A 26,996-nucleotide genomic window follows, 5' to 3' on the forward strand; every position below is an offset into this window, starting at 1 on the left:
AGAAGACGTTGAGTCTCATGGCGGTATTATACCAAGTGGTGGTGGTATTCCTAGTGATACTATGGCACCAAGTATTAAGAATAATACGCCATCAATAATTGCTAGGAGACCTGAAGTCCAATGCAGCCTAGCGCTTGCTCTATAACCCGCTATTGCTGCTGTCAATACCTGGAACGCTAAGACAAGGAGCGCTAATGCTAATAGTACTTGTCCCGTTAATCCAGCCAAGACTGTAACAAATAAAAAGTATATCCCTGAATAAAGTAATGCATGGTTCATGGCAAATAAATTGCTTTTACCCACCGTCGCTGCTATACCAATCATCCAAAGGATCGCATCGAAAACTGCCGTGGCCGCAGCAGACAATGCGCTGCCAGCAAGAACATCAAATAGCGTCCCTATTAACAGCATAATGGCGCCACTAATAAAAACTATGCCGAGATCTCTAGGTTCATTCTTCTTCCCAATATTCATATTAACACTGCCAACTGTTATTAACATGGCACCACCAACTATATACACAAGGTCTGTTGCCGCCAGAGCCATGCTAGAGATAGCACTCATACAAGACAATGAATAGTTAATACTTAGATTAGAGTATATGTTTTACTTCTTATATTTATACTATCTATAAACTAGAGATTAATATATATTAAACCATGGATAGCTCTTAAATAATAAAAAATTAATGCGATACTGCATAGTTCATCCCAATGAGAAGAAGTACTATTGCCATAATCATAATATTAGCAAGAATAATCTATAGCGTTTATTGGTTTTACCTGGCCCCGGCATTACCGATAATTGGCATTGAGCTTAGGGTAAGTAAGGCGCTACTTGGCTTAATTCCTCTAATGTTCATTGTTGGCGCTGCATCATTTCAAGTACCGGCGGGTATTATCGCGAGCTACATGGGCAATGCAAGGACGGCAGGTCTTGGTTTACTTATCATGTCTATAACAGGTTCATTAATACCATTCAGTAGCAATTTCTATGAGATACTGATCTTTAGATTAATTGCAGGAATTGGTGCTGCCCTCTTCTTTTCAACGGGTGCTACAATCCTCTCAACAACATATCCTGATAGAGTAGGTACATTGCTTGGCATTTATAATGCCGCCTTTGGTCTTGGTTCAGGAATAGGATTAGCATGGGGCGTTATGTACACCTTCCTTGGATGGAAATCATCCATACTATTGCTTAGTATTATTGGTATTCCACTGGCATTTACCATATTTTTCATTCAGGGTGGTTACATGCGTAGATTACGTATTAGGTTCAGCTATAATGCAGTAATAATTGGTATAGCAACCAGCGGCTTCTGGGGCGCTTATTACGCAGCCGGTAATTTACTACCAACGTACGCAGTTGCCAGGGGTTTACCTCTTTACTTGTCCTCATTGTTGACATCGATTATGCTATTTTCAAGCATATTTGGAGGGCTTTCAGGACGAATAATCGATGTCATTAGGAATAAGGTTTTGCTGATAGTTGCATTGACGGTGTTGGGTACAATACCCCTTATTTCTATACCTACGCTTAATATAGCGGCTATAATAATCGCTGGTGGATTAATGGGTTATACTAATGAGTTAACATTGACTGCAGCATACGTATTGGTTGCTAAACATGAGAATCCAGCATTATCACTGGCCACTTTGAATGCATTGAATATGGCTATAGGTATGTGGCTTAGTATATTATTTACTGAGGTTATGGTTATTTCGTACTTATTACCATGGGTATTAATGATAATTATATCCCTGGTTCTCCTTCCATTACTTCTATTATTGAAATAGTTTATTTAATCATTCTATAGTTATGGATTCCAGCTTTGAAAAATCCTCTTCGTGTTATTAATGCCTTTATCACTAGGTATAGTATAATTATAGCTAGACTAATGAAGTAGGGCATCAACTTAACAGGGTTTATGCCTAGTGTGGATTCTATTGCTGTGAATATCGTTATTAATACTGCCGCAATGGACACGGCCTTATCTAATCCCCTCATGGTATCAACTCCATACAGTACAGCCTTCATTTTCATAGTCGCCGCCCTAAATAGGGCAAGATTAGATGATAGGTGAACTATTAGGTTAGCAAGCATTGATAAGAAGCCAAGGAGTAAAAATGCGTTAAATGGACCAATTAGGTAAGTTGTTATTAACGCAATACTATCAAGCGATAAAGCACTAATCAATACGGAGATTGTGGGATTGCCTTTACTATTAACAAGTGATAATACAATTGGTAATTGTTTGTCATAAGCCATTGCGTAAAGAGTCCTTGATGCCGCTAATACATATGCAAGACCACCAAGCACACCATCATTTATCATTACGAAAATAATTATGGGGTCTAACAGTATACCTAGGAAGTGATGTAGTACTATCACCACAGGTGATAAGCCCTTACTTGCTGCTTCATTTAGGAATTTCATGAACTCGTGAATATTCATGTAAGATAACCCAGCGACGGCCGTTGAGTAAATGGCTAATGTGGCCAAGGCACCTCCTGTGATTATTACTGTCTCAACAGCACGACTAATAGTTTCTCTTGCCTTCTTAACTTCACCACTCAGTGGTGCAATTGTACCATACCCTGTAGGTATTGCTATTGCGTAAACTACGGCAACCATTAATGTGGGCAATGATACTGAAGATACATAACTAAATGGATTAAAGAACATCCCGTGTGGAATTAATAATAGAACTACGGATATTAATATAAGCGCTATCATTTCTAATGAACCAGCGAAGATTGCGTACCTTGCTGAGATCCTAACACCTAAATAGGCTAATATTGTTATTATTATTAATGATATAGAGAGACTTACCTGCCAGGGAATGCCTAAGATCCATTGGGCAATATATGATGCACCAATTACATAAGCATCACCATAAAGAATAGCATAGAATAGATAATTCCAGCCGATGAAGAAGCCTACTGAGATACCGCCAAGGTATTTAGTGGCATATCTATAATAGCCACCAGTTTCAGTAATTCTCTTGCTTAATCGTGCAACTACAAAGCCATTAATAAAGGCAACAATCGTACCAATTATTATCGCCACGGGCCCTGCCAAGCCAGCTATGGCTAAAGCTACCGAGGCATATGTTAAGTCACTGAGAAATGGGGATTGCCCACCTAGGCTTGCAAAGAATACGTCCCAAAATCCAAGCACCCTATGTAAACCTACCTCGCTCATGCTATTACGTGCATTATTTGTGTTATTGTTCATATTTATGACTTTAATGGTAACACGAAATGGAGTCTTTAAAAAACTAACTGTCTTTTACTAAAATATTCGTTTGAGATGCCATAAATAAACGATATTTTAATTAATTACTTTTAAAAATATTCTATGGTACATTAACTCGAAGAACCACAGACATCCGACAATAATTCCTTTAATACTCTCCGAGAATCCCCTATACCTTTAACATGATGATTAATTACGTTGTTGCACCTTATTGAGTTATACTTACCAGCAATTACATGAACTTCACGACCTAATTTACATGGGTCTTCCACTACTTTCACGAAGTAAGTAAGGTATGCCTTACTTAACCTAATTATGGCAACATCCCAATTACCTCTCATAAGTCTGTCTAAATCCCAATTACCATAACTTCTCCACCTATCTAAGATTAGCTCATCAACCCGAGCCTTACTGAGATAGGCATCATATGGTATTATTGATCTATCACCATGTATTAAACCATACCTCGCGGAGAGTATGAAAACATTAACACACCGCCTAAACTGCCTTAGCGCCTTGAATTCCGGACCGTCATACATATCGATAGCAGGCTTAACAAAATCACTAAGCAACCGTCTATACTCATTCTCATTCTCAAGATCGAAACCAGGTACCTTACCAAGTCTCGCCTTAACAATATCCATATCAACAGACTTAGTCTTACCGCAGTTAATTACCACGAGTACCTTCCCCATGGTGCCTCACAGAGACGTACTTAAATAACAATCCTCTTTTATCCATTAGCCTATAGCCAGCCCCAAGCTTTAGTAAGTCAATGGCTGTGTAGGGGTCCTTAACGAGAGAACTACCGATAACATCAATACCCAACTCATGAAGTACAGGTGGGTAAGCCGCGGCGGAGGGCCCGCTTAACACTACTGTGGCGTTACTCTTTTTAAGTGATAGTATGTAATCAATAGTGTTATTAATTAGGGCTGAGCCTGTTATTACCAATAAATCACAGTTCGGTATTATCAACGGTGTATCAATGTCTGGATAACTACCATGCCTGAGATCACTCCTTCTCTCCAGCTGATACACGGAGCATACCTCACTAGCCTTCTCTGCGACAGGTGTTATGCTGCCAATGAAGCATGCAGTGCATCTAGGCCTTAGTAACCTGGTAATTTCACTCTTTAGGTCGCTGGGTAATAGGCTTAGTCTGTTACGGGTTACTAAGTAATGAGATACTGCATTAAGTAGGGCTATGCCCATAGCTCTAACCAGTGAGTCAAGGTTTGTGACTAGATCAGGCAATTCCTCAACCCTAGGGATAGTACCTACTTCACCAGCCCTGAGATCCTCAATAGGAGTATATGCAAGCCCTAGGAACTCGCCTAATCCCGTCCTTATCAACACGTACGTATAATTCAAGCAGTTGCATTGGTCAAGAACCTTAATGGGGTCGTTACCGAGAATTTCCAAGACCTTTTCAGCGACCAACTTACTGAACATACTCATTACCTCAATAACTCCTTAAACCTAAGGGCATCGTTAAGCATATGCACATTATTAAACATAACAAACACAACCGATGAATTAATGTTCATTACCACATCCTTTAATTGTTGAAGATCAGAGTCTGTATATTTGTATGAGTAATTAACCTCACCCTTACCAATACCATGCAACCTGAGGTAGGCCGTATCCCGCGTAACCAATGCACTCCTCTTGAATGGGTCGACCACGTGTACAATACCCGTTTCCTCAAAGACCCTCCTTAATAGCCCAGGATTATCGTAACTAGAACCTCTAGGTTCCCACCCAACCTTGTCACTATTGCCTATTGATCTAAAGAACTCAATAACGTCTCTTACATTATCCTCAGCAATCCTCATTGACGGTGGTGTCTGGAACACGTAAAACGACGGATTAAGAACCTTCACAACATTTAGAAACTCATCCCAAAGCTCCAGGTTCTCCCTAGTGGGTCTCAATAACCCGTAATTACTTAGGTTACCCATGAGCCTAGCTCTCTTTATCTTACGCCATGTGGGCGAATCACTCGTGTGCGTTAACCCCTGAAATACCTTCACTGCAAACCGAAAATCAGCAGGGGCTTCCCTTCTCAGGTTGCTCATCTTCTCCTGTGTCGGAAAATCATAAAAAGTCTCTTGTAATTCCACAATCTTAAATAACGAATAATACTTAGACCGCGACGTGGGAAATCCACAAGTACCCACTAAGATCTCCATCATTAATTAACTACTCTATTTATGGCTTATATTATGCTTTATCCTTAGTCTCTACTTAGTAATTTTTAGTAATATAGATTAAACGTTCCCCTTTTGAATGATCATTCCTGAGATGAACATGAGATAAGACCGTTTTTAATAAGTTAGAATAGGTTACTCCTGTTAATGATCATGGGCATGTATTAGTACCGTAAATCACGTTATATGTACCGCCATATGGGTAGTTAATTGATAATTGCTTAACAGTCCAGGGCGTGCCTGGTTGGTACTCAAGCACGAAGTACACAACGCTACTGAATGAGTTCTTGTAAGAGCCGTAACACACCACACCTCTTTCCCAATAGACCGGCGAAACTACGGTATTAAACTTATTGGAACCCTGGACCAACGCCCACGCGCCGCTATCAACCTCAAAACCCACCGGATACCAAGCCCCAGCGCTGGTTGTTTGTGGTAGGCAAGTCCATTGATTAAGGAATGCGAACCACCAAACAATATCGTTGAGCGCAACCGTGGGAGTCCATTGACTGTCCATTATGAAGTTCCTATCGGTTGTACTTGTGCCAGATGCCGTTGATTGGAACTGGAAGTTCAGCGTGGCTCCCAATGGTAAGGGTACCGATATGCTAATGTAGCTTAATACGCCAGGCGTGCAGGTTATTGTACCTGGCTCTATGCCGGTACCGCCTACGTACCCCATGTATGAATTAATGCCGTTGAGTACGCCGTAGTAATTATTCCACGCAGTTGTCATATTAATGCCAGCCCTATAATAGGCGAAGTAACCACCACTAAAACCAGGTTGGTAAGTCATGAACCCAAGGTATTCAACGGGGATCTCGGGTGTGGTTCCCGTACTCATGGAATTAGCAACTATAATACAATAATCGAATTGATACGTAGACCGCAATCCATTGTAATACGCTTCTATAGATTGAAGACCTGTACTGAAGAACCAGCCGTACTGTCCGTTGAGTTGTCCACCATAGTTAGTCTGTATATAAAGACATGGATCCTGATTTGTGGGATTAAGGTTCGTACCAATCGTCATCGGTATTTTATGGGTCGTGTTGTACCAATACTCTATTTCCAATTTTAATCGTTGAGTTTGGTTGATGGGTACCACATTAATTATTAAACCTGCACTGCCAAAGCCAACTACGTATGAGGGACCATTGACAGGGAATACCGGGAAGCCTATGACCTTACTGCGGTAATAATTACCCCAGGCAACGGCTATGGTTTCCTCAAGCATTAAAACCTCGTTTGGGTTTTCGCTAATGATTACAACAAGGTCATTCCTACCCATTGAGTTCTCTAAAGCCTTCGCTAGTTCATCATAGCTCATGTGCAAGGTCTTATTTACGTAGTTCCAATCAATAATTACTACAGAATCATTAAGTATCGATGGTAATTCATTGGGGGTGATAAGACTTATGGAGCTTGATGGTATGCCCATCCTTGTCAAATTGTTAATCAATGATTTAGGACCTACCATAAATACATGGACATTGGAGGGTAGTGAGAAGTGTGTTGATGGGTTCTCAATAGGTTTACCATGCCTGAGCACTAAGAAGTACTGGTTTGTGAGAAGAAGGGCTATTGCCATCACTAGGACAAGTATTGATAAGGCTAGAGCCCATGGTTTGGATAAGCCCATACCAATCACCTATATCTACTATAGGCTTTTTTACTCCGGTTATTCATAAAAGTTAATCGGGCAGAGCTAAATCATCTTTACGATTGCTGTATTAATTATTCTTACTTTAGCTTTTATGCGTGTATTACGTTTATGCCTGTATTACTAAAGGATTAATTGCCTTATATGTTTTTATTTACATGTATGGGTTAGTTAGGTTAAGGGAGTTATGGGCAATGTTGATGATGAGGATTAAGGCGGATGGCTTCTTAGTTGGTACTACATGTTTTACATAGTATAGTAAGGTATCCATTAATGAATTAACCTCTTTCAATAATATAATTGAGTATAACCTCCTGGCCGCATTCACATAAGTTGACGGATTTAAGCCTTAATCTAGGCCCTTCCATGGTTGTTGGGTATCCCTCGCCCTCAATAAATGAAGTTCCTGCGCCAAACACGTATGGCGAGATTGTCAACCTAACCTCATCCACAAGGCCCTCCTTAATCAACTCCCAATTAAGATGACCACCACCCTCAACAAGAACCCTCCTAACATCCTTCTCTTCATACAACCTCTCAAGAGCTTCCTTAAGGTTAACCCTGTCCTTACCAATAACCCAAACATCAACACCATTATTTTTTAACGCCATCACCTTATCGATCGGCGCGGATTCCGTTGTAACGATTATTGTAGGTGCCTCCTTATTCACCACAACCTTAGCCGTTAATGGTATTCTTAACAGACCATCAATGACGACCCTAATGGGATTCTTAACTGCCTTAACGTATCTAGGCGTTAATGATGGATCATCGATAATCACGGTATTTGCCCCAACCATTATTGCATCAACACTAGCCCTAACCTCATGAAGCCTCCTGAGGTCAAAAGAGCATGAAAGCCTTGAATAACCTGTCTTACTAGCTATCCTACCATCTATCGAGGCAGCCGAGACAATAATCACGTATGGTCTAGGCATCACTTGATTTCATCATTGAGAATAATTTAAACATGGCGAGCTTATACTCATCAATCACGGGTATGGCAATTAAGTAACCAGTATAGAGACCATACAATACCAATGAACCCCTCGGCGCAAGGAGCACGGCAGGTATTGCAAGTAAGTCCTCCTCACCATCAACCTGAATAAGTATACGCGATCCACTTAACGCATCCATTATTGCACCCCTCACTGTATTAATTATGTCAACACTCAGTGTAGCTGGCTTATTCACGATATTAATGACCTTATCAAAGCCCGTAACCTCCATACCCATGCCAATGGTTCTCCTGGTTTTTAGATCCATGAATGCCAGGTTGGGCACCTTCCAATACTTAATCACGTTCATCGTAACGACGTCACCAACGGTTATGAGGAATGAATTCTCATACTCACTCCTTACCCTAATAATCGACTCAGGCGCCTCCCTACTAATCGCTATGCCAAGTGGCCAAGCCATCATAGACCTAGCCCACTTACTGGCGAGTACATACACAGCAATGGCTTATTAATAAGCCATTAATAAGGAGTATCGCGTGCTTGGGTACATTGATTATCCCGATTGGCGGCGCTTAATTGAGGATTACACAACATTAGATGAGTTGCTAATGAGGAATATGAAGCAGGCTCTCTCGCTTATTGTGATGGTTGGTGGTGGTTATGATGAGTCAATTAACAGTGTGTTTTTGAGGGTTTGGAATGGGTTGACGGGTAATGCCGGTTTTATTGAGGATGTTCATGCATTGGCTATTCAATATAGGAGGGGGTTGATTAGGGAGGCGAATTTGGCTGGGGAGTTGATTGATTTGCTTAGTAGGAGGAGTTTTTCCCTGGTTGATTTGATAATGATGAATAACTACCTCAAGCTTGTTAATGATATTAATGTCCTAGACCTTGGGCTTGCCGTATTCTACGAGAACCCTGAGTCGATATTAGCGGGTGTTAGGGAGCCGGCTGACCTTGTGCCGAATAAGTTGGTTAGTAGGGAGTTGACTATAGACCTGGAGGCTAAGTGTATGGTTGTTAAGAGGTCGTTCTCCGTCTACCTATCCAGGCAGTATGAGTCTAGTATTTATGTGGTTGATTGGTCTAACCCCGGCTTGATACCGTATAGTAAGTTCGCGTTATCTAGGGTTGAGGGTGTTGAGGTTTCGGACCCTGTCTTCTCGGCTATTGTCAGGTTTGGTGTTAGGGCTGTGAGTAGGGTTGTTGGTAAGGACTTCATACTAACCTTACCAAAGCCTATGGATGTTAAGACTGATGCTGATTACTGCGTTGGTAATGTATTTGTTTCCCTGCCCCAGAGTATGGGGCTTAGTGACTATCTATCCTTAATTGGTAAGTTAATGGGTATGGGATATAACGTGCGTAGGTCACCGTTTACCCGCGTTGATGAGCTTATCGAGCATTGCCTATCGAGTCGTGAGCAGGAAGTGAAGTGAAAGTTTCAGTAAACTCTGTTACTTGCTATATACATAAGTCTGGAAGTAATTTATTAATCGCAGAGAGAGTATTTAGTTGATGAGTAGCTTCAGAAAACTTTCACTAATGAGGGTCAGGGAGTTAGTCATTGCCGTAACCGTAATAAACAATAAAAGGCATATCCTAGTAAACAATGAGACTTCTGAAATAGTTAGGGAGGTAAATAGGTTACTTGGGCTCAGGAGGTGCTCGGTATGTGGTCGTTGGATTAAGCCTGAGGATTTTGGTTATGTGGAGATAGTGGGTAATAAGGTCATTAAAGTTGTATGCCAGGAATGCCTAAGTAATACTTACTCAGTTATTGCGGAGGTCGCGAATCAATGTATTCTTAAATAATAAATTTCCTTGTACTACCTAGTCAATAAAAATGCCACTAGCATCAGAGGCCTGGTTAGATAGGTATATTGGAATGAATTACTACATTACTGACTGCGAGGGTATTGACGGTAAGGTGAAGCAGAACCTCGAGGATTTCATAGTTGAGGAGGTCTTAATTGATGGGCAAGTCGTGCCCACCAGCATTACGGGTAAGCCACTACCCAGGATTGTTGGTAAGCCTGGTCCCTGGGTTTGGATGATTATTGAGAAGAGGGGCATTGACGCAATAACATTATCGTTAATACTAAGTAGGAAGCTTGGTGTTAGTCCTCGTGACATTAGTTTCGGTGGCCTTAAGGATGCGGTGGCCGTAACCTCGCAGATAGTCTCCGTGCGTGGGATCTCGATTAATGACGTACCTAGTGACTTTGGTAGGGATATTAAGGTGCTTAGTGTGGTGGGTATGGATAGGGCCTTCATTACGGGCAATATTTGGGGTAATGAATTCACCATTAGGGTTAGGAATATTGATATTTCCAAGAGGGATAGTATTAACTGCGTGGTTAATCAATTAATGGAGCGAGGTTTACCCACTTACTATGGTTATCAAAGATTTGGCTTAAAGAGGCCGAATTCCCACGTCATAGGTAGGCACATAATTCTCGGTGAGTTTGAGAGCGCTGTCAGCGAGTTATTGGCTCATGCGTATCCAATGGAGCCTCCAAGGATAAGGGAAATCAGGGAGTTCATTGCGAGGACTGGTGATTACTCGAAGGCCCTTGAATTAATGCCCAGGGGATACAGATATTACCCAGAGAGGGCTGTGCTTAGGCAGTTATCCAGTAATCCCAGGGACTTCGTGAATGCTCTCAGGAAATTACCCCGTGAATTATTAATCCTTTATGTTGAATCCTATCAATCATACCTATTCAACTTAGCCCTGAGTGAGCGAATCGGTAGAGGTTTACCAATAAATAGAGCATTGCCTGGTGATATGATTGCACTACTTGATGAGCATGGATTACCAACTAAGCATGTTATTTACGTAAATGAGTCCATGGTTGATAAGGTGAATGAGTTAATCGTGAAGGGGCGTGCGATTCCTATTGGTCACCTGGTCGGTTATAATACCAAATTTCCACCTGGTCCTCAGAGTGATATAGAGATTGATGTGCTTAAGAGAGAAGGTGTTGATCTATCAATGTTTAGGGTTAAGTCAATACCTGAATTATCAATTAAGGGTAGCTATAGGTCACTATCCGTAAAACCCATCATCATTAATATTAACCTAGTTGGTAATGAATTAAACACAGTCTTCAGACTACCCCGTGGCAATTATGCCACGGCACTCCTTAGAGAATTAATGAAGAGTAAGCAACCTGAGATTGACTTCACGTAAATCATCTCATTACTAAGTCATATTTATGACTAAGAAATAATATTAAAGACAAAGTAGTGGCGCAGCAAGATGCAGCCAATATTATTGGGCGTTTTGGGGCTTGAGTACCAAGGGTTCATGGAGTGTGAGACTAACTTCCTACTATCACTAATGAACTCAATAGAGAGGGGTGTTACGGAGAATAGAAAACCGCAATACCCTGATAAGTCGTGGTGGTCTGTGTTAATGATGGAACCAGTAAAGGAGGAGCCGAACATAGACCCTACGCAGTCGCCACTTGTTAAGTTGACCAGAGCGTCACTAATAAACATACCAATTACGGACCCGACATACGGTAAGTATAGCATAAGGATGAATCAGGAGGTGGATCCAGCAACGGAGATAAACAATGTAATAAGCGCCATAATAGCCGAGGCTCAGACAAGGCCTGTGATAGCCTCAATTAATGCGCTTGACAGATTCCTACACACAAAGCCGCAACTTAAGTGTGAAATCTATAATCAACTCGATAATGCATTACGGGCTCTAATCATGAAGAGCGGCATAACGCACATAATACTATTCTCACCGTATGGAAGTCCTGAGGGGCCCGAGGAGGGAAGCCACTCAGATTATGGGATTTACGTAGCCACAGTAACAAGACCCAGACATGAGGACACAGTCAAGGTACATGAAATAGGCTACCTATTCAATCAAGCAGTTGAGGATGTAATGGCAAACCAGGAATTCTAAATCTAATAATCAAGTTTCATAAGTTATATTCACGGTATTATCAATCTTCTTGCCCTGACCAATGTACTTAAGTGCAGTACCTTCTGTCATCATTTAGGCGAGTACTTAAAAATCCTGGATTCCTAACCGCAATATCTTCTTCATAATACTCCAGTTTCCTTAGAAAGGCACTAAGTACTCTTTGGATGATTTCAGTTGCTCATTTTTATCATTTGTGATGATTACGTGATCATTATACTCTCTGGCAGCTCTTCAATATCTATTCAATATGAAGACGCCTGAATCGTACAATACCCTTAATTATTTCTTCTCTACACAGGTAACGTACAATCTACAACTTAAAGATCTCTCAATTATTGAGATAATAATCATTGCTTTATCATAATTAAATAGCAATAGTCAGTTCCTATAAGAGACATCACGAAAAGCTTAAAACCCACGCAACATAACAAGTGTTTCGCCCCGGTAGCTCAGCCTGGTCGGAGCGCCCTGGGGCAATAGCCCCGTGCAAGCCTCGTAAGCGGGAGGTCCCGTCAAGCTTAGCCCGGTCCAGCTGGGCTGAGCTTGGGATAAGGTTCAAATCCCGGCCGGGGCTCCAGTTCATTTACTGCGTAAATATTTTATGTTGAAAGGGTATTGGTTGTGGTTTTTCACCAGCATATCTCCGCTTGATGCGGTGTACTTACATTGTGGGTAAAATACGAGGTTATTAATCAGTTATAGCATTTCTAGCTTTTCACGGTCTTTTCACGAGCGCTTCCTTAAATATATCTATTTCCTAATTCTATCCCAATGAGATCCCTAGTATTCCTCGTTATAGGAATCACCCTATTGGCTATTATGGGTGTTGCTGTTTTGCATGCCCAGGGTGTTAATTCCTCCGTTAATTTTAATAGTGGTGTGAATGTAACGGGCCTTGTTGCATCTTATTACGTTCATTTATTCATAGCTGAGCATTGGATTGAGGCGTTAAATGCCAGTGGTATTAATTCTACGGCTTTAATTGAGTTAATTAACGAGGCTGAGTCCTATGCCAATATAGGTAATTACTTAAGTGCTATTATTACGTTGAATAACGCGATTAATCTGGCTTCTCATTTAATGACTAATGCGCACGTTAATTCAACGCAGACGGTAATTAATAATTACGTCTCATTAACATCAGCGGTAAATAATACTGTAATTAGTAATTTATTGAGTAATGAAAGCCTAGTGAACTTCACATTAAGGGCGTTATCAGTATTGAGTAAGAGTGATAATGCAACGTATATAATTAATATGAGCATGGCAATATTGGGTAATGAGGAGAAGAGTTTTCATCATTACGTGCCACCTAACGCTCTTATAGGTCTAAATACTACCATGAATATACTGAACATGACATACAACGCATTATTAAGCGCTGGTTATAACTCGACAGTTAGGCAGATAGTTATTATAAAGATCGAGGTAATAACAATCTCACTATTAACTCCTCCAGGACTGAGGACTTACGTGCTATCACGAGTACTTACGCCATACCTCATGACACTAAGTAAGAATACTTCAAGGGCTATTAATCGGCTATCAATGTCATTAAACACGACCATTCCCACGCCACCACAATTAATGGAATGCATGGGTAAAATAAATGAGACATTATTCTTATTGATGAGTAAGCCATTGAATGAGCCTGAGGTTTACGTCATGGCTAACGATTTTATCAATAATTATACCACCTGCCTAGGGCAGATAAAGGCGTTAATTAATGAAACAAACACTACACAAGTCATAATTATTAAATTCATGAATATTACTAAGGAATTAAGTAATGTTGGGTTATCGAACTTAACACCCTACATTATCAATACGTATTCCCAATGCAAGTCCGAGTTAATCAATGCCTTCAATAGTGGTAATACGACTCTGATAATGCAGGTGCTAAATCAATGCAGTTATAAGGTTCATAATTATGAGGGCGAGGTGCATTACGCTATTTGGGCTGTGAATATGACGAGGAATTACCTATCATACGTGAACTCTACTGTCCAGAACCTTGCAAGGCAACATGGGATTAGCGGAGTGACACCCATGTTATGCTATGTGGAACTTAATAATAGTATTATGAGTAATATAACCTCGATAATTAAGGCATTGTTTAATGGTACGATAAGCCCCATGGAGGCTCAAACCCTAATAAATGAATATCTAAGCAGAGTCATTAATTCAACACCATCATTAGCCGCAGGTTGTTTAGGAATACCCGTAGCACCGCACTCCTATATACCAACATCCACCTGGATAACCACTACACCCAGCGCCACTGGTGAGTTATTAATTGGCACTAATGGAAGTGCTGAATTAACAATAAACATAACAAACCCAACCCAGGAAAACCTATACATAAATGGATTCAGCGTTGGAGGGTTAACATGCTCCTTCACAAAGGCTGTTGAAATAAGCGCAAATACCCAGGGCGCCCTTGAATTAGGCCTAGCTATTACCAATAATAGGATTACGAGTGTGTCGAGTTTAAGTGCATCAGGCAATGTTGAGGTTTCGCAGGGTACTACGGTAAATTGCAACGGGCATTTACCCATTACCTATATACCGGCGGTGCTAAACGGTAAGTTATACTTAAGCAATGATGAGCAATTAATGTTCTTTATAGTAACGGGTGCAGAAACCAGTACACTAATTAATTATGGTTGGTGATAATTTAGCCCCATTGAAATGACTGGTTTATTCCTCTCGACACTAAATAACCTGGCTATTAATGGGCACTTGGCTCTAAACAGGAATAGTACATTTTTAAGTATTGGGCTTTTTTCCATAAATGTCTCCAGGTTATCAAGACCCTTGGAGATAACGAGATCATAATTCATCAATTCCCTAATTACTTCATCATACCAAAATGCCGAGTAATTACCTGGTAGCTCCCTAACCTCTGCGTTTCTCGCTTTATTGATAACGTAATCGTATGTAACATCAACCTCATATGGTTTATCTCTAGCGTATACCACGACATTAATACCTATCGAAGCCAGCTTTTCAATGAGTAATAAGTCGAATTGAAACTCACCAGCATTATCAACTAGATACGCGATTTTCCTAGCATGATTAAGCTCATTCCTTAGATCTATGGGATTTGTGCCTAACCAAGTTGGTTCCTCAAGTATGTTCTTCACGAAGTCATCAACACTAAAATCGTAACCTCTCATTGGTATGTCAACAGAGTTTGCCGAAGCTGCGAGCTTTACATAATCAATAACATCATCACTAAGGCTTAACCTACCTATTAATTCCCTCGCAGTTCTTTCAAGCATTAACTTCTCATCGGCATGTGGATCCACATTATTAAGGGATCTTGCCATGTAGTTAAACGTCTCAGTAAACACGGTTGTCCTACCCAAAGGCGCTAATTCCATCACGATTTTCCCCAGGTCAGTGAAGGATCTAGCGTCATTAATGCCCAATCTTTTCAACTCACTGAACCTGGACTCAAGGACACAGAGCAAGCAGTCACTGATGCTTATATACCATGGACTACGCATAAGCGTCACCTCACCACTCTAACTCTCCTTCTCATCGTTACTGGATTACCCTCACTAAACCTCTCTTCAAGCCATGGATCACCATTATCATGATAACCAAGTAATTCCCAATAACCAGCTTCATTACTATCCATGACAATTAACTCACTAAGGTACTTAGCACTTTTCCAGCCGTAGCGCGACGGCACAACAAGCCTCAGTGGAAAGCCATGCTCCCTAGGCAGTATTTTCCCATTCATTGCATAGGCAATTATTGTTGTTTTCTCAAGCAGGGTACTCAGTGGTAGGTTTGTTGTGTAACCATCAATGCCTACGGCCATTACATAATTGCCTTTAGGCTTTGCCATATCAATTACGTATCTAGTAGGCACGCCTCTCCATGTTACGTTTAACACACTCCATCCCGTAACACAGTGAAAATCAGCAACTAGGTCCATACAAGGTGCTTTTGTGAGTAGGTCCACGTACGGTATTTCAATATTATTCTCAACGACCCCAGTTACCCTTAACCTATAGTTAAATAGATCAGGGTCTTTAGGAGGGTCATAAACGTCATAAATTATGAAGCGAGGTATAATCTTCTGGTTTGGTGGTAATTCACGTTTGTAAACTAACTTATCACATGGCCTACTTAATGCGGTCTTGAAGATTTCATCGATTGCTTTAATCACGATTTACTAAGTCAAGGCTACTTTTAATAGGTTTAGGTATGGCTCATTAAAATTAATAGTGAACTTAAACTCTCCATGTCTTAGGGACTAGGCAAAGATAATGGGATGCTCGCTTTTAGGTGTGTAATTAAAATGGATAGTTAGGATTAAATACCTAGTACGTACTTCGTCTTCCGTGGGTTTCGTAAACCTATTAATAAACATATTTAATTATATTGGGATAATGGCGTTCGCGGCATCCGGCGCTTTTAAGGCATATGAGAAAGACCTAGATATTTTAGGCGGTGTTGTACTTGGTTCATCAGTTGCCCTTGCTGGTGGTATAATTAGGGACATCCTCATTGGCGTGTTTCCACCAACGAATATTGTTTACTTGCCCTATCCAATAATGGCGATAATCGCATCATTAATGGCCTATGTATTCTACCCATGCATCTCCAGATATAGGAATGCGCTCATGTATGCAGACGCGATTGGTCTCGGCACGTTCTCTGCCGTGGGTGCTGAGATAGCCGCTGAGCATGGACTTAACATACTTGGCGTGATATTAATGGCTGCGGTGACTGCTACAGGTGGTGGTGTTGTTAGGGACGTGCTAGCCGGTGAGATTCCCACAATTTTCCGACGCGATATTTACGCAACAGTAGCAGTGCTTGGTGGTATAATATACCTAGTGTTTAGGTCATTACTAGGTAGTGAGACTGCGGTGTTTGCTACGGCGATTATAATAATAATTACTAGGTTCGTAATAATAATGAAAGGTCTTGATAAGGCGTATGTGACGGTGCATCTATCAACCCATAGTAAATCAGAGAATGTAAAAAGTACCGAGCAAAGAGGTGTTAATCCTCGTTCAAGTTAATGCCCAATTCGCGGGCTATATTCATTAACTTGTTAATGCGGCTCCACGATCTATCTCTAATTATTACAACATTACCCATGAATTCAGCATTTAAGCCTAACTTGCTTAACGATGGTTCTAATAATTCATAAGTCTCGATGTCCATGACAACGACATAATTACCCTCCGGGTCTTTTCGGCGACTTACGTTGACCCCCCTCACCCTCACCACTGGTGTTCACCCCTCCAACGCCGAGTGTCTTCTCAACACTTTCCAGCGAGTAACCCATGATCTTCATTAGGCGTTCAAGTAGCTTCTTCTTGAAGGTATCACTTGTTGCCATTAACCTAAGTAATGGTATGTAGTATAAGGATACCTCGGAACTACTAACATGAAGTTCAACCCTAAGCCTATTAATCAATGCATCCCTTAGTTGCCTAATTTCCTTTGTCTTGGCCATTAGCCTAATCCTCTCAGGAAATGATAACCTAGCGAATCTAGGAAGCGGAGGTTTATTACGCACTAGCGCTACCCCCGCCGTCATTAACTCAAGCATGTACGGCATCAACTCCCACTCCTGAGTCTTTGTAATCCTACCTTTAACTACGTCGGATAGTGATAAATTATCGAAGGCATCACTAACAGCTTCTATGGACTTAGCATATACAGAGGGTATATTATCCAACGCCCATGGATAGTAATTCTCCCAATCAAAACTGGGTAAGAACGTGACAGACCTGGCCTCATCAAACCTCCTTGCATGAAATACCTTATCAAGCACCTTAAACATATCAAATTGGTGCGCCCTCTCTGTTACTGTAACGTCATCCTTTGTTAAGACCTTCTTACCCTCAGCAGCGGCTTGTAAATCATTTATCGCAGCCCTAACATCACCACCAGAAGCTTCTGCAATAAGCTTCAAGGCGTCTTCCTCGCATTTAATACCCTCGTTATTACATATTCTTCTTAATATTGTTAAAATATCATTCTCACGTAAAGGCTTTAACTGAATAACTTCAGCTTCATCCCTCAACTCCCTGAACTTAGGATCCCACGGATTATTTGCGGTCATTATAATGGGCCATGTAGATTCCCTAATCAATTCCACAATCGCTGCCAACCCACCCCTATCCTCCCTGACATTTAATCCATCAACCTCATCAAATAGTATAATCCTACCCCTAAAGCCAAAGAGCGAGCCCATCTTCATCGAGCCACCAATTATCTGCCTAATCCTCTCGCCAGTCCTTACATCACTTGCATTAAGCTCGAGAACTTCATAACCCTTCTCATTGGCCAATGCATAGGCAAGTGTTGTCTTACCAGTGCCAGGTGAGCCTACAAGCATCACAGCCTTCCTACTTGGTTTACCCTTCTCCCAGCTATTTATCCAATCAAGTAACGCCTTCTTAGCCTCCTCCTGATTAACAACCTCAGATAATTTACGCGGCCTATACTTTTCTATCCATGGTATTTTCCTAGACAATTAGTGTCACCTCTTCTTGGCAGGTGCCTTGGTCTCCTTACCAGTTACTAACCCATACTTCTTACCAATCAACATTAGCCTAGCCAGGAAAGCTGAAAGCTGTATCTCCTCATCAGAACCCTCAGTGAGTCTATAATCAATGTCAGCCGCTGTCTCAGCAATCTCAACCTTAGCTTCATCAGGAACATTAATGGCACCGCTCATTATCTGTCTCTGTATTACCCTCAGTATTTCAGTTCCGGATACACCATGCTCATACATTAAAGTCCTTAACTTATCCCGTGCTCTAATGAAGTCGCCATTGAGTGCAATATTTACTAGGTCAAAAATATCCTTAGGTTCTATATAACCCACGGTTTTATAAACAACCTCAGGCGTTATTTCCCTGGCCGTGGCAGTCGCTGCCTGTAGTGTGTTTATTGCTTTTCTCATGTCTCCCTGGCTTATGTCCCAGATGGCCTCGAGGGCCTCATCAGTAACCTTAACACCCTCCCTCGAAGCAATATCCCTAAGCCTACCAAGAACAGCATCCTTAGGAAGCGGCGAGAATCTAAACATGGCGCAGCGGGATTGTATTGGATCGATGATCCTGGACACGTAATTGGCAATCAGTATGAACCTGGTCACGTTCGCATACATCTCCATCATTCTCCTAAGGGCCTGTTGTGCATCGGATGTCATGTTATCAGCCTCATCAAGTATTATCAACTTATACGGTGCCTTACCCATAGGGGCAGTCCTTGCGAATTCCTTAACCCTCTCCCTAATTGTTGTTATTCCTCTTTCGTCGCTTGCGTTTAGTTCAAGGACATTCTCACGCCAAGCATCACCATACAGCTCACGGGCTATGGCAAGAGCCATCGTAGTCTTACCAGTACCAGGAGGACCATAAAAAAGCATGTGAGGCATGTTACCAGTCTTAAGAAGCTGTTTCACTCTTTCCTTAACTTCCTCCTGGTCAATAATGTCATCAATCCTCGAAGGACGATACTTCTCAACCCATATCAATTCTGCGATTGACATTACGAGTAATTATTGAATTACTTAGTTAAATAAATATTCCTCCTGGGTGGCCAGTAAAATAATATTAAAATTTAAGAAGTGCATGGTGTATTGTTTCATGCAGGTTAATATTAAGTTATTGCGAGTAGTTGAATATAGAGTAATAGGTATTGTCATCTTGCGCTTGCGGCTACTCTCTCCATCTCATCCTTCTTCCTAATGGCATAGGACTTCTGGTCATTCTGTGCGGCAGCGATTATCTCATCAGCAAGGCACTCTTCAATGGGTTTAGGATTATTGAAGGAACATTGTCTAGCTCCCTCAATTATCCACTTGATGGCTAGGTCTAGTCTTCGCAATGGCGAAACATCAACGGATACTGGGTATGCAATACCGCCATATACGACCCTAGTGATCTCCTCCCTTGGTGCAGCATTAACCAGGGCGTCAACAAAGATCTGTATTGGATTCTGGCCTGCCTTTAGATAAACCATGTCGAAGGCTCTCTTAACAATATTATAGGCCTTGTGCTTCTTGCCAGCGTTCCTACCTGGGTGCATTAATTGATTAATCAATCTCTCAATGGCTGGTATCTTCGCCTTACCAAACTTTCTCTTCTGATACCTACCACTCGTGTGCGGTAAGTACATGGGCTTAAGACATAGGTATCTCCTAAGACCTGGGTCCTTAACAATAACGTTATCAAAGGGCCACTTACCAAATAACTTAATTGATTCACCATCCAGTGCCTTCAAATCCCTCGGACACTCCTCAATTATCGTTACACCACTAACCTGATAAGTAACAGTCTCCTTAGACAGTGTAATTCCTCGATCACTCATTACGCAGGATAAGAAACGGGCACCTTTTTAAAGATTTACTATTATCCAGCTGGGAATGGTTTAAAGCAATAAAGCCTTAGCCCTTAACAACACCAATGGGTGTATGCCTCGAGACCCTCTTAGCCATACCAGTTAACTCGGCAATCTCAGCTACCTTATCAACGTTCTTATAAGCCTCAGGCGCCTCCTCAGATATTATCTCACTCTCTGCAGATCTCACGATAATGCCCCTACTCTCCAGAGTACTCCTAACCTTATTTGGTGGTAGCATCCTAACCGCGGCCGACCTACTTAGCGTTCTACCAGCTCCGTGAGGTGCCGTACCAAAGGTTACCTGGAATGACGTTGGTAAACCAATCAATACGTAGGATGCCGTGCCCATGCTACCGGGTATTAGGACGGGCTGTCCAATATCCCTATACTTAGGTGGTATCTCCAGCCTACCCGCTGGGAATGACCTTGTGGCTCCCTTCCTATGCACGAGAACCCTCCTAACGTGACCCCCGTCATCAATCACGTGATCCTCAATCTTAGCGATGTTATGGGCGACATCATAGACAATCTCAAGACCAAGCTTGTCCGGGTCCTTACCAAAGACCCTCCTGAAGGCTTCCCTAACCCAGTGCGTTATTATTTGCCTATTCGTCCATGCGTAGTTAGCCGCGGCCTTCATGGCAGCTAGGTAGTCCTGGGCCTCCTTGGTGCTCAGGGGCATCGCTGCCAACTCCCTATCCGGCAGGAACAAGCCCCACTGCTTCATCTTATTCTCCGCAACCCTTATGTAATCAGTGGCGACTTGGTGACCAAGACCTCTACTACCAGTATGTATCAGAACCATTACCTGACCCTCCTGCTCAATACCAAGCCTCTTGGCTAGGTTCGCATCGAATATCTTATTAACGACTTGAATCTCAATGAAGTGGTTACCACTGCCAGTAGTGCCAAGCTCATCCTTACCCCTCTCCTTAGCCCTCTGACTAACCTTGCTTGCATCAGCACCTTCATAATGCCCAAACTCCTCAATGAAGTTCTTATCATCGCTCCAACCATAGCCCTTAGACAAAGCCCAATCAACACCATCCTCAAGAACCCTATCTAAATCACCGAATGACAACCTAAGTAACCCAGTCTCGCCAACGCCAGCAGGTACTAACTTAAATATCGTATCCACAAGCTCTCTTAGTTTAGGTCTAACATCCTTTTCTGTTAAATTTGTTCTAAGAAGCCTCACGCCACAATTAATATCATAGCCAATTCCTCCTGGACTTACTACACCTTGTTCCATATCCATTGCCGCAACACCGCCTACTGGGAATCCGTAGCCCTGGTGTGCGTCTGGTAGGGCTATGCTATACTTATAAATGCCGGGTAAGCACGTGACATTAGCCGCCTGCTCCAGTGTCATGTCCGTCTTCATCTTCTCTATTAAATCGTCATCTGCGAATATCCTGGCCGGTACCTTCATACATGGCTTGTATCCCTTCGGTATCTCCCACACGTACTTATCAACCCGCTTCAACGGTGGTGCCATACTCAGTTCAGTACTCTAGATAATGATCCCCTTTTAAAAGGGTTTATCCTTTAATGCAATTAGGATGTTAAGCTCCATGTTGTTCACGCAATATAACCGTGGTTAATACACGGCCTTCTTTAAATGGTTACGATCATGGTCACGCCGAAGACATAGCTATTACTTCCATAATTATTACCGGTTGTTCACTTAGAGTTGAGTGTGTAAGGAGGCTTATGGGTTGTTTTACGTGGATGATTGAAAAATAAATTAAATCCCAGTTATACGTTATGCTGTGCCTGTTGATTATAGGGCTGTTGGGTTAAAGGTTGGCTTAGAGATACATGTCCAGTTGAATACTGGTAGGAAGCTATTCTGTAATTGTCCTCCTGTGGTTAGGAATGATGAACCGCACTTTAGGGTCGTTAGGAGGCTAAGACCCAGCATGAGTGAGTTAGGTGAGGTGGATCCAGCGGCTGTTTGGGAGTTTAGGAAGCATAGGACGTTTATATATGAGGGTTATTATGATACCACCTGCCTTGTGGAGCTTGATGAGGAGCCGCCGCATGACCCAGACCCTGAGTCTCTCGAGGTTGCCTTGGCCGTAGCCATGATGTTCAATGCCAAGATATTTGATGAGATTTATGTCATGAGGAAGACCGTGATTGATGGATCAAACACTTCTGGTTTTCAAAGGACTATGCTTATTGCGCATGATGGTCTCGCTAAGTTCTTTGATTATAAAGTGCCCATACAAACAATTGCTCTTGAGGAGGATGCAGCTAGAAAGATTGAGGAGAGAGGCGATACCGTTGTCTATAGGCTTGATAGGCTTGGTATACCGCTTATTGAGATTTCCACGGGGATACTTACCTACAGTCCTCAGGAAATCATGGAGGTGGCTTATTACATAGGCCATAGTATTAAGATGACGGGGAAGGCAAAGAGGGGGCTTGGCACTGTTAGGCAGGATGTCAACGTATCAATAGAGGGCGGTGCTAAGACGGAGATTAAGGGTGTGCCGGACCTGAGCCTTATACCTAAGGTTATTGAGTATGAGGTTCAGCGTCAATTAAACCTACTGGCTATTCGTGATGAATTAATCAAGAGGGGTGTTAAGGAGGAGTGGTTCGTTAAGGACTTTGTCGACGTTACCGACATATTCTCATCAACGAAATCTAACTTGATTAGGAGGGTCCTTGATGGTGGTGGTAAGGTCATAGCCATAAAGACACCGGGGCTAAGGGGTATACTAGGTAGGGAGGTTCAGCCGAATAGGAGGTTTGGCACGGAGCTTGCTGATAGGGTCAGGGTTTGGACAAGCCTATCTGGCCTTATTCATAGTGATGAACTGCCGGGCTATGGAATAACGGCTGAGGAGGTTTCCAAGGTATCTTCAAGACTTGGCGTTGATTCATTCATTCTTCTAGCTGGCACTAATGATAAGGACTTGAATGACGCAGTCGATGTTGTTATTGATAGGATTAAAGAGGCACTTCATGGAGTTCCCGAGGAGACAAGGGCAGCTAACCCCGATGGGACCACGAAGTTCATGAGACCCAGACCTGGCGCCGCGAGGATGTACCCAGAGACCGATTTAAGGCCTATTAGGGTTACGCCTGAGATGATAGAGAAGGCCAAGTTGTTAATACCTGAACCTATTGAGTCGAGGGTTAGTAGGTACGTTAGCTATGGCATGAGTAGGGAATTGGCTATGCAGGTCATTAGATCGCCGTATTATGACCTAATTGATTATCTAATTGAGGAGTTTCAGGGAAAGGTTTCGGCAACCTTAATAGCCAATACCCTAGTTAATACACTTAAGTCTCTTCAAAGGGATGGTGTTGATTTATCATTTATAACGGAGGAGCATCTTAAGTCCTTGTTTAATGCGTTGGCTATTAATATGATAACTAAGGAGGCAGTACCTGACATAATTAAGGCTTGGTCTAAGGAACCAAATAAGGATATTAACATCGTAATTAAGGAACTTGGCTTATTAAGGATGAGTTACGAGGAGGTCAAGAAGGTTGTTTTTGAGATGGCTAAGGAATTGAATATTAAAGATAAGGACAAGCTATTGAAGGTATTAATGAAGGATCTAAGGGGTAAGGCTGATCCAAACGACATACTGCGTGCTATTGATGAATATTTGAAAGGATGATTTCTCTAAATGGCCCAGGAAATTTGCGATCTTTTTATTGAGTTCCTTAGGGCGTTTATTTGCTTTATGGTTAATTTCACGGATTTATTAACCATGTTGTGAGTCACTACAAGTCTTACTTCATTGGCATTGTTTATCTTTCTGTCAAGACCATCTTCACGGAACTTCAAATAGTGTATGCTCCTCGGCTGTGCGTTGGGACCATAATCCTCGGGATATATTGGTATAGCATTAATTCTTTGTCCATCGATTTCTAGAAAGACCGACTTCTCGATACCTCTGTACAGTGGTAGTAAGTTTCGTAATTCATTATCGTTATAAATATACACAAATAGCGTCATGCTTACCTCATTATCACTAGGTATCATGGGCAAGTACGTCCTTACAGCCTCATTTAGTATTTTCTCATCATCAACACCCTCAAGAAATACTGTCTCCTCTATCTGGAACCATACCGTTACACTGTCCTCAAAGAGTATGGTTAATCTATCATCAACCTTAACGTACCTATTCGCCTTATAGTTACTCACTAATTCGTAAACCCTCTCTCTGATGCCTGAGTATTGTGATGGTGGGTATATATGGCTTATGATTTTAAGTAGGTCACTTGCCATGATTAACGCCTTATAACTTACCCAGTGTTTCGTCCTCTACCTCAGTTTTAACTCCTTTACCCCTATAGTACTTCTCAAGTGCCTCATTGAATCTATTTGCATGTAGCCTCTCTACCTTAGCCACGGCCTCAAGCCACTCGGCAACCTCCAGGAATCCCTCCTCCCTAGCTATCTTGGCAAAACCTGGATACATCTGTGTCCACTCATAGGTCTCTCCATATATTGAAGCCCTAAGTGCGTCCTCTATTGTATTTATTTCAATCTCGGCAACAGGATCAACACCTAGGAACATTAGGTGTCCAAAGGCATGCCCTGTCTCAGCATTCGCTGTCTTCTCAAAGGCCTCGGCTATGTCATTAAGCCCTAGCTGCCTAGCCATCCTTGCATAGTATAGATATCTCCTATTTGCCATTGATTCACCTTGAAACGCAATCTTCAGGTTTTCATAGGTTTTCGTACCCTTTGGGATCCTTTTTGTGCTCATTCCCGATCTAAGTAATGCTTTGTGCTCTAATTTATAAATATTTCGGGTTAGAACTTACTTCTGAGAATCACCACCTGAAAGAGAGGGACTTATACAATTGCCGCGAACTACAATGGTAAGATCCCTAATCATTATACCCATACTCCTTATCTTCCTCTCTATTGTGGAAACATCAACATTAACATCAATTATCTGACCTGTATCTTCACAGACAACATTAATATGCGGTTTCTTACGAATCTCATACCAAGTCTTACCATCAACCTCGAAGGATCTCAGTATGCCCAGCTCTACGAAGGTATTTAATGCATTGTACACGGTAGATATGCTAATGTTAGGTTCAATCTTCCTTAACTCATTAAGCACCTGTTCAATATTAAAATGCCCACCACTCTTCAGTAATCTTAGTATTGCAATTCTTTGCGGCGTTACCTTAAGCCCCCTACTCCTTAATAATCTTACTATTTCATCTGTTTCATTCATTTCGAGATAATAATTATTTCTGGATAAAAATCTTTCTGAACTCACGTCCTGGCTAAACCCTATATAGTTTATATGTGAATAAGCAATATTAATACGCTGAGAGTACTAAAGCCCGATTAGAATGGGCGAGGACAAGGAAGTATACATGGTTTACTTTAAGAGGACTGCATTCTCCAGGGTTAAGAGGGAGGATCCAAAGTTCGATGTATTTTATGAAATAAGTGGGCCAACACTATTCTCGAAGTTACTTGTCAAGGCAGTTCAGGATATTGGCATAAAGCCTGAGCAGATAGACCATGTAATAGTTGGTAATGCACTTCAGGGCGGTGATAATTGGAGCATGGGTGGTAGAATACCCGTGTTCTTAGCGAAGTTTCCGGTCACCATACCGGCCATGGCTGTGGATATGCAGTGTGCTTCTTCCTTCGATGCAATAGGTATCGGTGCAATGGAAATATGGACGGGACAGGCTGACATAGTGTTTGCCGGTGGTTATGAGCACCTATCGAGAGTACCAATGTACAATAATCCATACATAGTTCCACACCTTGAATTAGCCACAAATCCTGAATACGCCATGTATGACATGGCTACGGGATACGTAATGGGATTAACCGCCGAGAAGTTAGCTACTCTCAAGAAAATAAGCAGGGAGGAAATGGATAGGTGGTCCTACAGAAGCCATATGCTTGCTACTAAGGCCTATGAGGAGGGTTACTTCAGGGATGAGATACTTCCAATAGAGGTTGTTAAGGATGGTCAGAAGACTGTGGTTGACAAGGATCTAAGCGTTAGACCCAATACGTCAATAGAGGCATTAGCTAAGTTACCGCCTGCCTTTAAACCTGGTGGTATAATAACGGCTGGTAATTCAGCACCCCTCAACTCTGGCGCATCACTAGTCGTCCTAATGTCAGGTAAGATGGTTAAGGAACTCGGTTTGAAGCCATTGGCTAGGGTTGTATCTCTTGGCTGGGCTGCTGTTGACCCGTCAATAATGGGTGAAGGCCCAGTACCAGCATCAAAGAAGGCATTGGCTAAGGCAGGACTTAAGGTTGATGATATAGACCTATGGGAGATAAATGAGGCATTTGCAGTGGTCACATTAAATGCAATTAAGGAGTTAGGCATTGATGAAAATAAGGTAAACATTAAAGGAGGTGCCGTGGCAATAGGTCACCCACTCGGCGCAACTGGAGCCAGGCTCACCGGTACATTGGCCAGGCAATTGCAGTTAATGGGTAAGGAGTATGGATTAGCAACGGCATGTGTTGGTGGTGGACAGGGCTATGCAATAATAATTCAAAGGGCATAAATCAACTTTCTTCTTAATAGCTT

General features: G+C 42.0%; 27 protein-coding genes and 1 tRNA gene. 10 read left to right on the forward strand and 18 right to left on the reverse strand.

The features are described from left to right. Positions 1 to 15 precede the first annotated feature (15 nt). A complete protein-coding gene (locus ACP5L5_RS02510; protein WP_428761376.1) occupies positions 16 to 546 on the reverse strand; it encodes a hypothetical protein in 531 nt (176 codons plus the stop codon). 167 nt (positions 547 to 713) lie between these two features. Here ACP5L5_RS02510 and ACP5L5_RS02515 point away from each other — a divergent pair, with 167 nt between their 5' ends. Further along, complete coding sequence (locus tag ACP5L5_RS02515) at positions 714 to 1,799, forward strand: MFS transporter (RefSeq protein ID WP_428761378.1); 1,086 nt, start codon at positions 714 to 716, stop codon at positions 1,797 to 1,799. A gap of 1 nt (position 1,800) precedes the next feature. Here ACP5L5_RS02515 and ACP5L5_RS02520 read toward each other — a convergent pair whose 3' ends face one another. The 7 genes from ACP5L5_RS02520 to ACP5L5_RS02550 form a co-directional block, all read right to left on the reverse strand. Further along, positions 1,801 to 3,207, reverse strand: a complete 1,407-nt coding sequence (locus ACP5L5_RS02520; protein WP_428761380.1) for an APC family permease — start codon at positions 3,205 to 3,207, stop codon at positions 1,801 to 1,803. Between the two features lie 164 nt (positions 3,208 to 3,371). Next, positions 3,372 to 3,956, reverse strand: a complete 585-nt coding sequence (locus ACP5L5_RS02525) for a DUF6884 domain-containing protein (RefSeq protein ID WP_428761382.1) — start codon at positions 3,954 to 3,956, stop codon at positions 3,372 to 3,374. Then, on the reverse strand, positions 3,931 to 4,716 hold the full coding sequence (locus tag ACP5L5_RS02530) for a Rossmann-like domain-containing protein (RefSeq protein WP_428761384.1): 786 nt from the start codon (positions 4,714 to 4,716) through the stop codon (positions 3,931 to 3,933). Before ACP5L5_RS02530 ends, ACP5L5_RS02525 begins: the two co-directional genes overlap by 26 nt. 5 nt (positions 4,717 to 4,721) lie before the next feature. Beyond that, positions 4,722 to 5,456 carry a DUF72 domain-containing protein gene (locus tag ACP5L5_RS02535; RefSeq protein ID WP_428761386.1) on the reverse strand — a complete coding sequence of 245 codons (735 nt, stop codon included), beginning with the start codon at positions 5,454 to 5,456 and terminating at the stop codon, positions 4,722 to 4,724. 169 nt (positions 5,457 to 5,625) lie between these two features. Beyond that, on the reverse strand, positions 5,626 to 7,116 hold the full coding sequence (locus ACP5L5_RS02540) for a hypothetical protein (RefSeq protein ID WP_428761388.1): 1,491 nt from the start codon (positions 7,114 to 7,116) through the stop codon (positions 5,626 to 5,628). A gap of 299 nt (positions 7,117 to 7,415) precedes the next feature. Beyond that, positions 7,416 to 8,075 carry a 2,5-diamino-6-(ribosylamino)-4(3H)-pyrimidinone 5'-phosphate reductase gene (locus ACP5L5_RS02545; protein ID WP_428761390.1) on the reverse strand — a complete coding sequence of 220 codons (660 nt, stop codon included), beginning with the start codon at positions 8,073 to 8,075 and terminating at the stop codon, positions 7,416 to 7,418. After that, positions 8,068 to 8,592: a GTP-dependent dephospho-CoA kinase family protein gene (locus tag ACP5L5_RS02550; RefSeq protein ID WP_428761392.1), complete on the reverse strand. Its 525-nt coding sequence runs from the start codon at positions 8,590 to 8,592 to the stop codon at positions 8,068 to 8,070. The genes ACP5L5_RS02545 and ACP5L5_RS02550 overlap by 8 nt, the downstream gene beginning before the upstream one ends. 40 nt (positions 8,593 to 8,632) lie before the next feature. On the opposite strand from ACP5L5_RS02550, the gene ACP5L5_RS02555 reads away from it, so the two are divergent. The 6 genes from ACP5L5_RS02555 to ACP5L5_RS02580 all read left to right on the forward strand — a co-directional run bounded on the left by ACP5L5_RS02555 (position 8,633) and on the right by ACP5L5_RS02580 (position 14,721). Then, on the forward strand, positions 8,633 to 9,538 hold the full coding sequence (locus ACP5L5_RS02555; RefSeq protein ID WP_428761394.1) for a hypothetical protein: 906 nt from the start codon (positions 8,633 to 8,635) through the stop codon (positions 9,536 to 9,538). Between the two features lie 79 nt (positions 9,539 to 9,617). Then, a complete protein-coding gene (locus tag ACP5L5_RS02560; RefSeq protein ID WP_428761396.1) occupies positions 9,618 to 9,914 on the forward strand; it encodes a hypothetical protein in 297 nt (98 codons plus the stop codon). 31 nt (positions 9,915 to 9,945) lie between these two features. Further along, positions 9,946 to 11,295 carry a tRNA pseudouridine(13) synthase TruD gene (gene truD / locus ACP5L5_RS02565; RefSeq protein WP_428761398.1) on the forward strand — a complete coding sequence of 450 codons (1,350 nt, stop codon included), beginning with the start codon at positions 9,946 to 9,948 and terminating at the stop codon, positions 11,293 to 11,295. 69 nt (positions 11,296 to 11,364) lie between these two features. After that, the gene (locus tag ACP5L5_RS02570) at positions 11,365 to 12,027 is read left to right on the forward strand and encodes a hypothetical protein (RefSeq protein ID WP_428761400.1); all 663 of its coding nucleotides are present in this window, start codon (positions 11,365 to 11,367) and stop codon (positions 12,025 to 12,027) included. 459 nt (positions 12,028 to 12,486) lie between these two features. Further along, positions 12,487 to 12,625: transfer RNA gene (locus ACP5L5_RS02575), tRNA-Thr, on the forward strand. Positions 12,626 to 12,819: 194 nt separating this feature from the next. After that, positions 12,820 to 14,721: a hypothetical protein gene (locus ACP5L5_RS02580; protein ID WP_428761402.1), complete on the forward strand. Its 1,902-nt coding sequence runs from the start codon at positions 12,820 to 12,822 to the stop codon at positions 14,719 to 14,721. On the opposite strand, the gene ACP5L5_RS02585 is transcribed toward ACP5L5_RS02580, so the two are convergent. Continuing rightward, positions 14,709 to 15,560 (reverse strand): ARMT1-like domain-containing protein, encoded by an 852-nt coding sequence (locus ACP5L5_RS02585; protein ID WP_428761404.1) that lies wholly within the window; start codon positions 15,558 to 15,560, stop codon positions 14,709 to 14,711. The genes ACP5L5_RS02580 and ACP5L5_RS02585 overlap by 13 nt on opposite strands. A gap of 5 nt (positions 15,561 to 15,565) precedes the next feature. Then, positions 15,566 to 16,231 carry a molybdopterin-dependent oxidoreductase gene (locus tag ACP5L5_RS02590; protein ID WP_013604032.1) on the reverse strand — a complete coding sequence of 222 codons (666 nt, stop codon included), beginning with the start codon at positions 16,229 to 16,231 and terminating at the stop codon, positions 15,566 to 15,568. 175 nt (positions 16,232 to 16,406) lie between these two features. Here ACP5L5_RS02590 and ACP5L5_RS02595 point away from each other — a divergent pair, with 175 nt between their 5' ends. Next, positions 16,407 to 17,093, forward strand: a complete 687-nt coding sequence (locus ACP5L5_RS02595) for a trimeric intracellular cation channel family protein (protein WP_013604031.1) — start codon at positions 16,407 to 16,409, stop codon at positions 17,091 to 17,093. Here the strand turns inward: ACP5L5_RS02595 and ACP5L5_RS02600 are convergent. The 5 genes from ACP5L5_RS02600 to ACP5L5_RS02620 all read right to left on the reverse strand — a co-directional run bounded on the left by ACP5L5_RS02600 (position 17,074) and on the right by ACP5L5_RS02620 (position 21,934). Next, positions 17,074 to 17,304, reverse strand: coding sequence for a hypothetical protein (locus ACP5L5_RS02600; protein WP_273301748.1), 231 nt, complete (start codon positions 17,302 to 17,304; stop codon positions 17,074 to 17,076). The two genes, ACP5L5_RS02595 and ACP5L5_RS02600, sit on opposite strands and share 20 nt — an antisense overlap. Beyond that, complete coding sequence (locus tag ACP5L5_RS02605) at positions 17,252 to 18,559, reverse strand: replication factor C large subunit (RefSeq protein WP_273301750.1); 1,308 nt, start codon at positions 18,557 to 18,559, stop codon at positions 17,252 to 17,254. Before ACP5L5_RS02605 ends, ACP5L5_RS02600 begins: the two co-directional genes overlap by 53 nt. Positions 18,560 to 18,565: 6 nt before the next feature. Beyond that, entirely contained in the window at positions 18,566 to 19,576 is a 1,011-nt protein-coding gene (locus ACP5L5_RS02610; protein WP_428761512.1) for a replication factor C small subunit, read from the reverse strand. 158 nt (positions 19,577 to 19,734) lie between these two features. Next, a complete protein-coding gene (locus ACP5L5_RS02615; protein ID WP_013604027.1) occupies positions 19,735 to 20,403 on the reverse strand; it encodes a 30S ribosomal protein S7 in 669 nt (222 codons plus the stop codon). Positions 20,404 to 20,479: 76 nt separating this feature from the next. Beyond that, positions 20,480 to 21,934, reverse strand: a complete 1,455-nt coding sequence (locus tag ACP5L5_RS02620) for an RtcB family protein (RefSeq protein WP_428761408.1) — start codon at positions 21,932 to 21,934, stop codon at positions 20,480 to 20,482. A 274-nt stretch (positions 21,935 to 22,208) separates the two neighbouring features. On the opposite strand from ACP5L5_RS02620, the gene gatE reads away from it, so the two are divergent. Beyond that, positions 22,209 to 24,077, forward strand: coding sequence for a Glu-tRNA(Gln) amidotransferase subunit GatE (gatE, locus tag ACP5L5_RS02625; protein ID WP_428761410.1), 1,869 nt, complete (start codon positions 22,209 to 22,211; stop codon positions 24,075 to 24,077). A gap of 5 nt (positions 24,078 to 24,082) precedes the next feature. Here the strand turns inward: gatE and ACP5L5_RS02630 are convergent, their stop codons facing one another. Genes ACP5L5_RS02630 through ACP5L5_RS02640 form a run of 3 tightly spaced genes read right to left on the reverse strand, consistent with a single transcriptional unit; the run spans position 24,083 to position 25,658 of the window. Continuing rightward, a complete protein-coding gene (locus ACP5L5_RS02630) occupies positions 24,083 to 24,691 on the reverse strand; it encodes a DUF3501 family protein (RefSeq protein ID WP_428761412.1) in 609 nt (202 codons plus the stop codon). 10 nt (positions 24,692 to 24,701) lie between these two features. Next, on the reverse strand, positions 24,702 to 25,175 hold the full coding sequence (locus tag ACP5L5_RS02635; RefSeq protein ID WP_428761414.1) for a rubrerythrin family protein: 474 nt from the start codon (positions 25,173 to 25,175) through the stop codon (positions 24,702 to 24,704). A 54-nt stretch (positions 25,176 to 25,229) separates the two neighbouring features. Beyond that, entirely contained in the window at positions 25,230 to 25,658 is a 429-nt protein-coding gene (locus ACP5L5_RS02640; RefSeq protein WP_428761416.1) for a Fur family transcriptional regulator, read from the reverse strand. 121 nt (positions 25,659 to 25,779) lie between these two features. Between ACP5L5_RS02640 and ACP5L5_RS02645 the strand changes: the two genes are divergently transcribed. After that, entirely contained in the window at positions 25,780 to 26,973 is a 1,194-nt protein-coding gene (locus ACP5L5_RS02645) for an acetyl-CoA C-acetyltransferase (protein WP_013604020.1), read from the forward strand. Positions 26,974 to 26,996: the final 23 nt, after the last annotated feature.

The organism is Vulcanisaeta sp. (assembly GCF_049966235.1).
GTDB classification, from domain to species: Archaea; Thermoproteota; Thermoprotei; order Thermoproteales; family Thermocladiaceae; genus Vulcanisaeta; species Vulcanisaeta moutnovskia.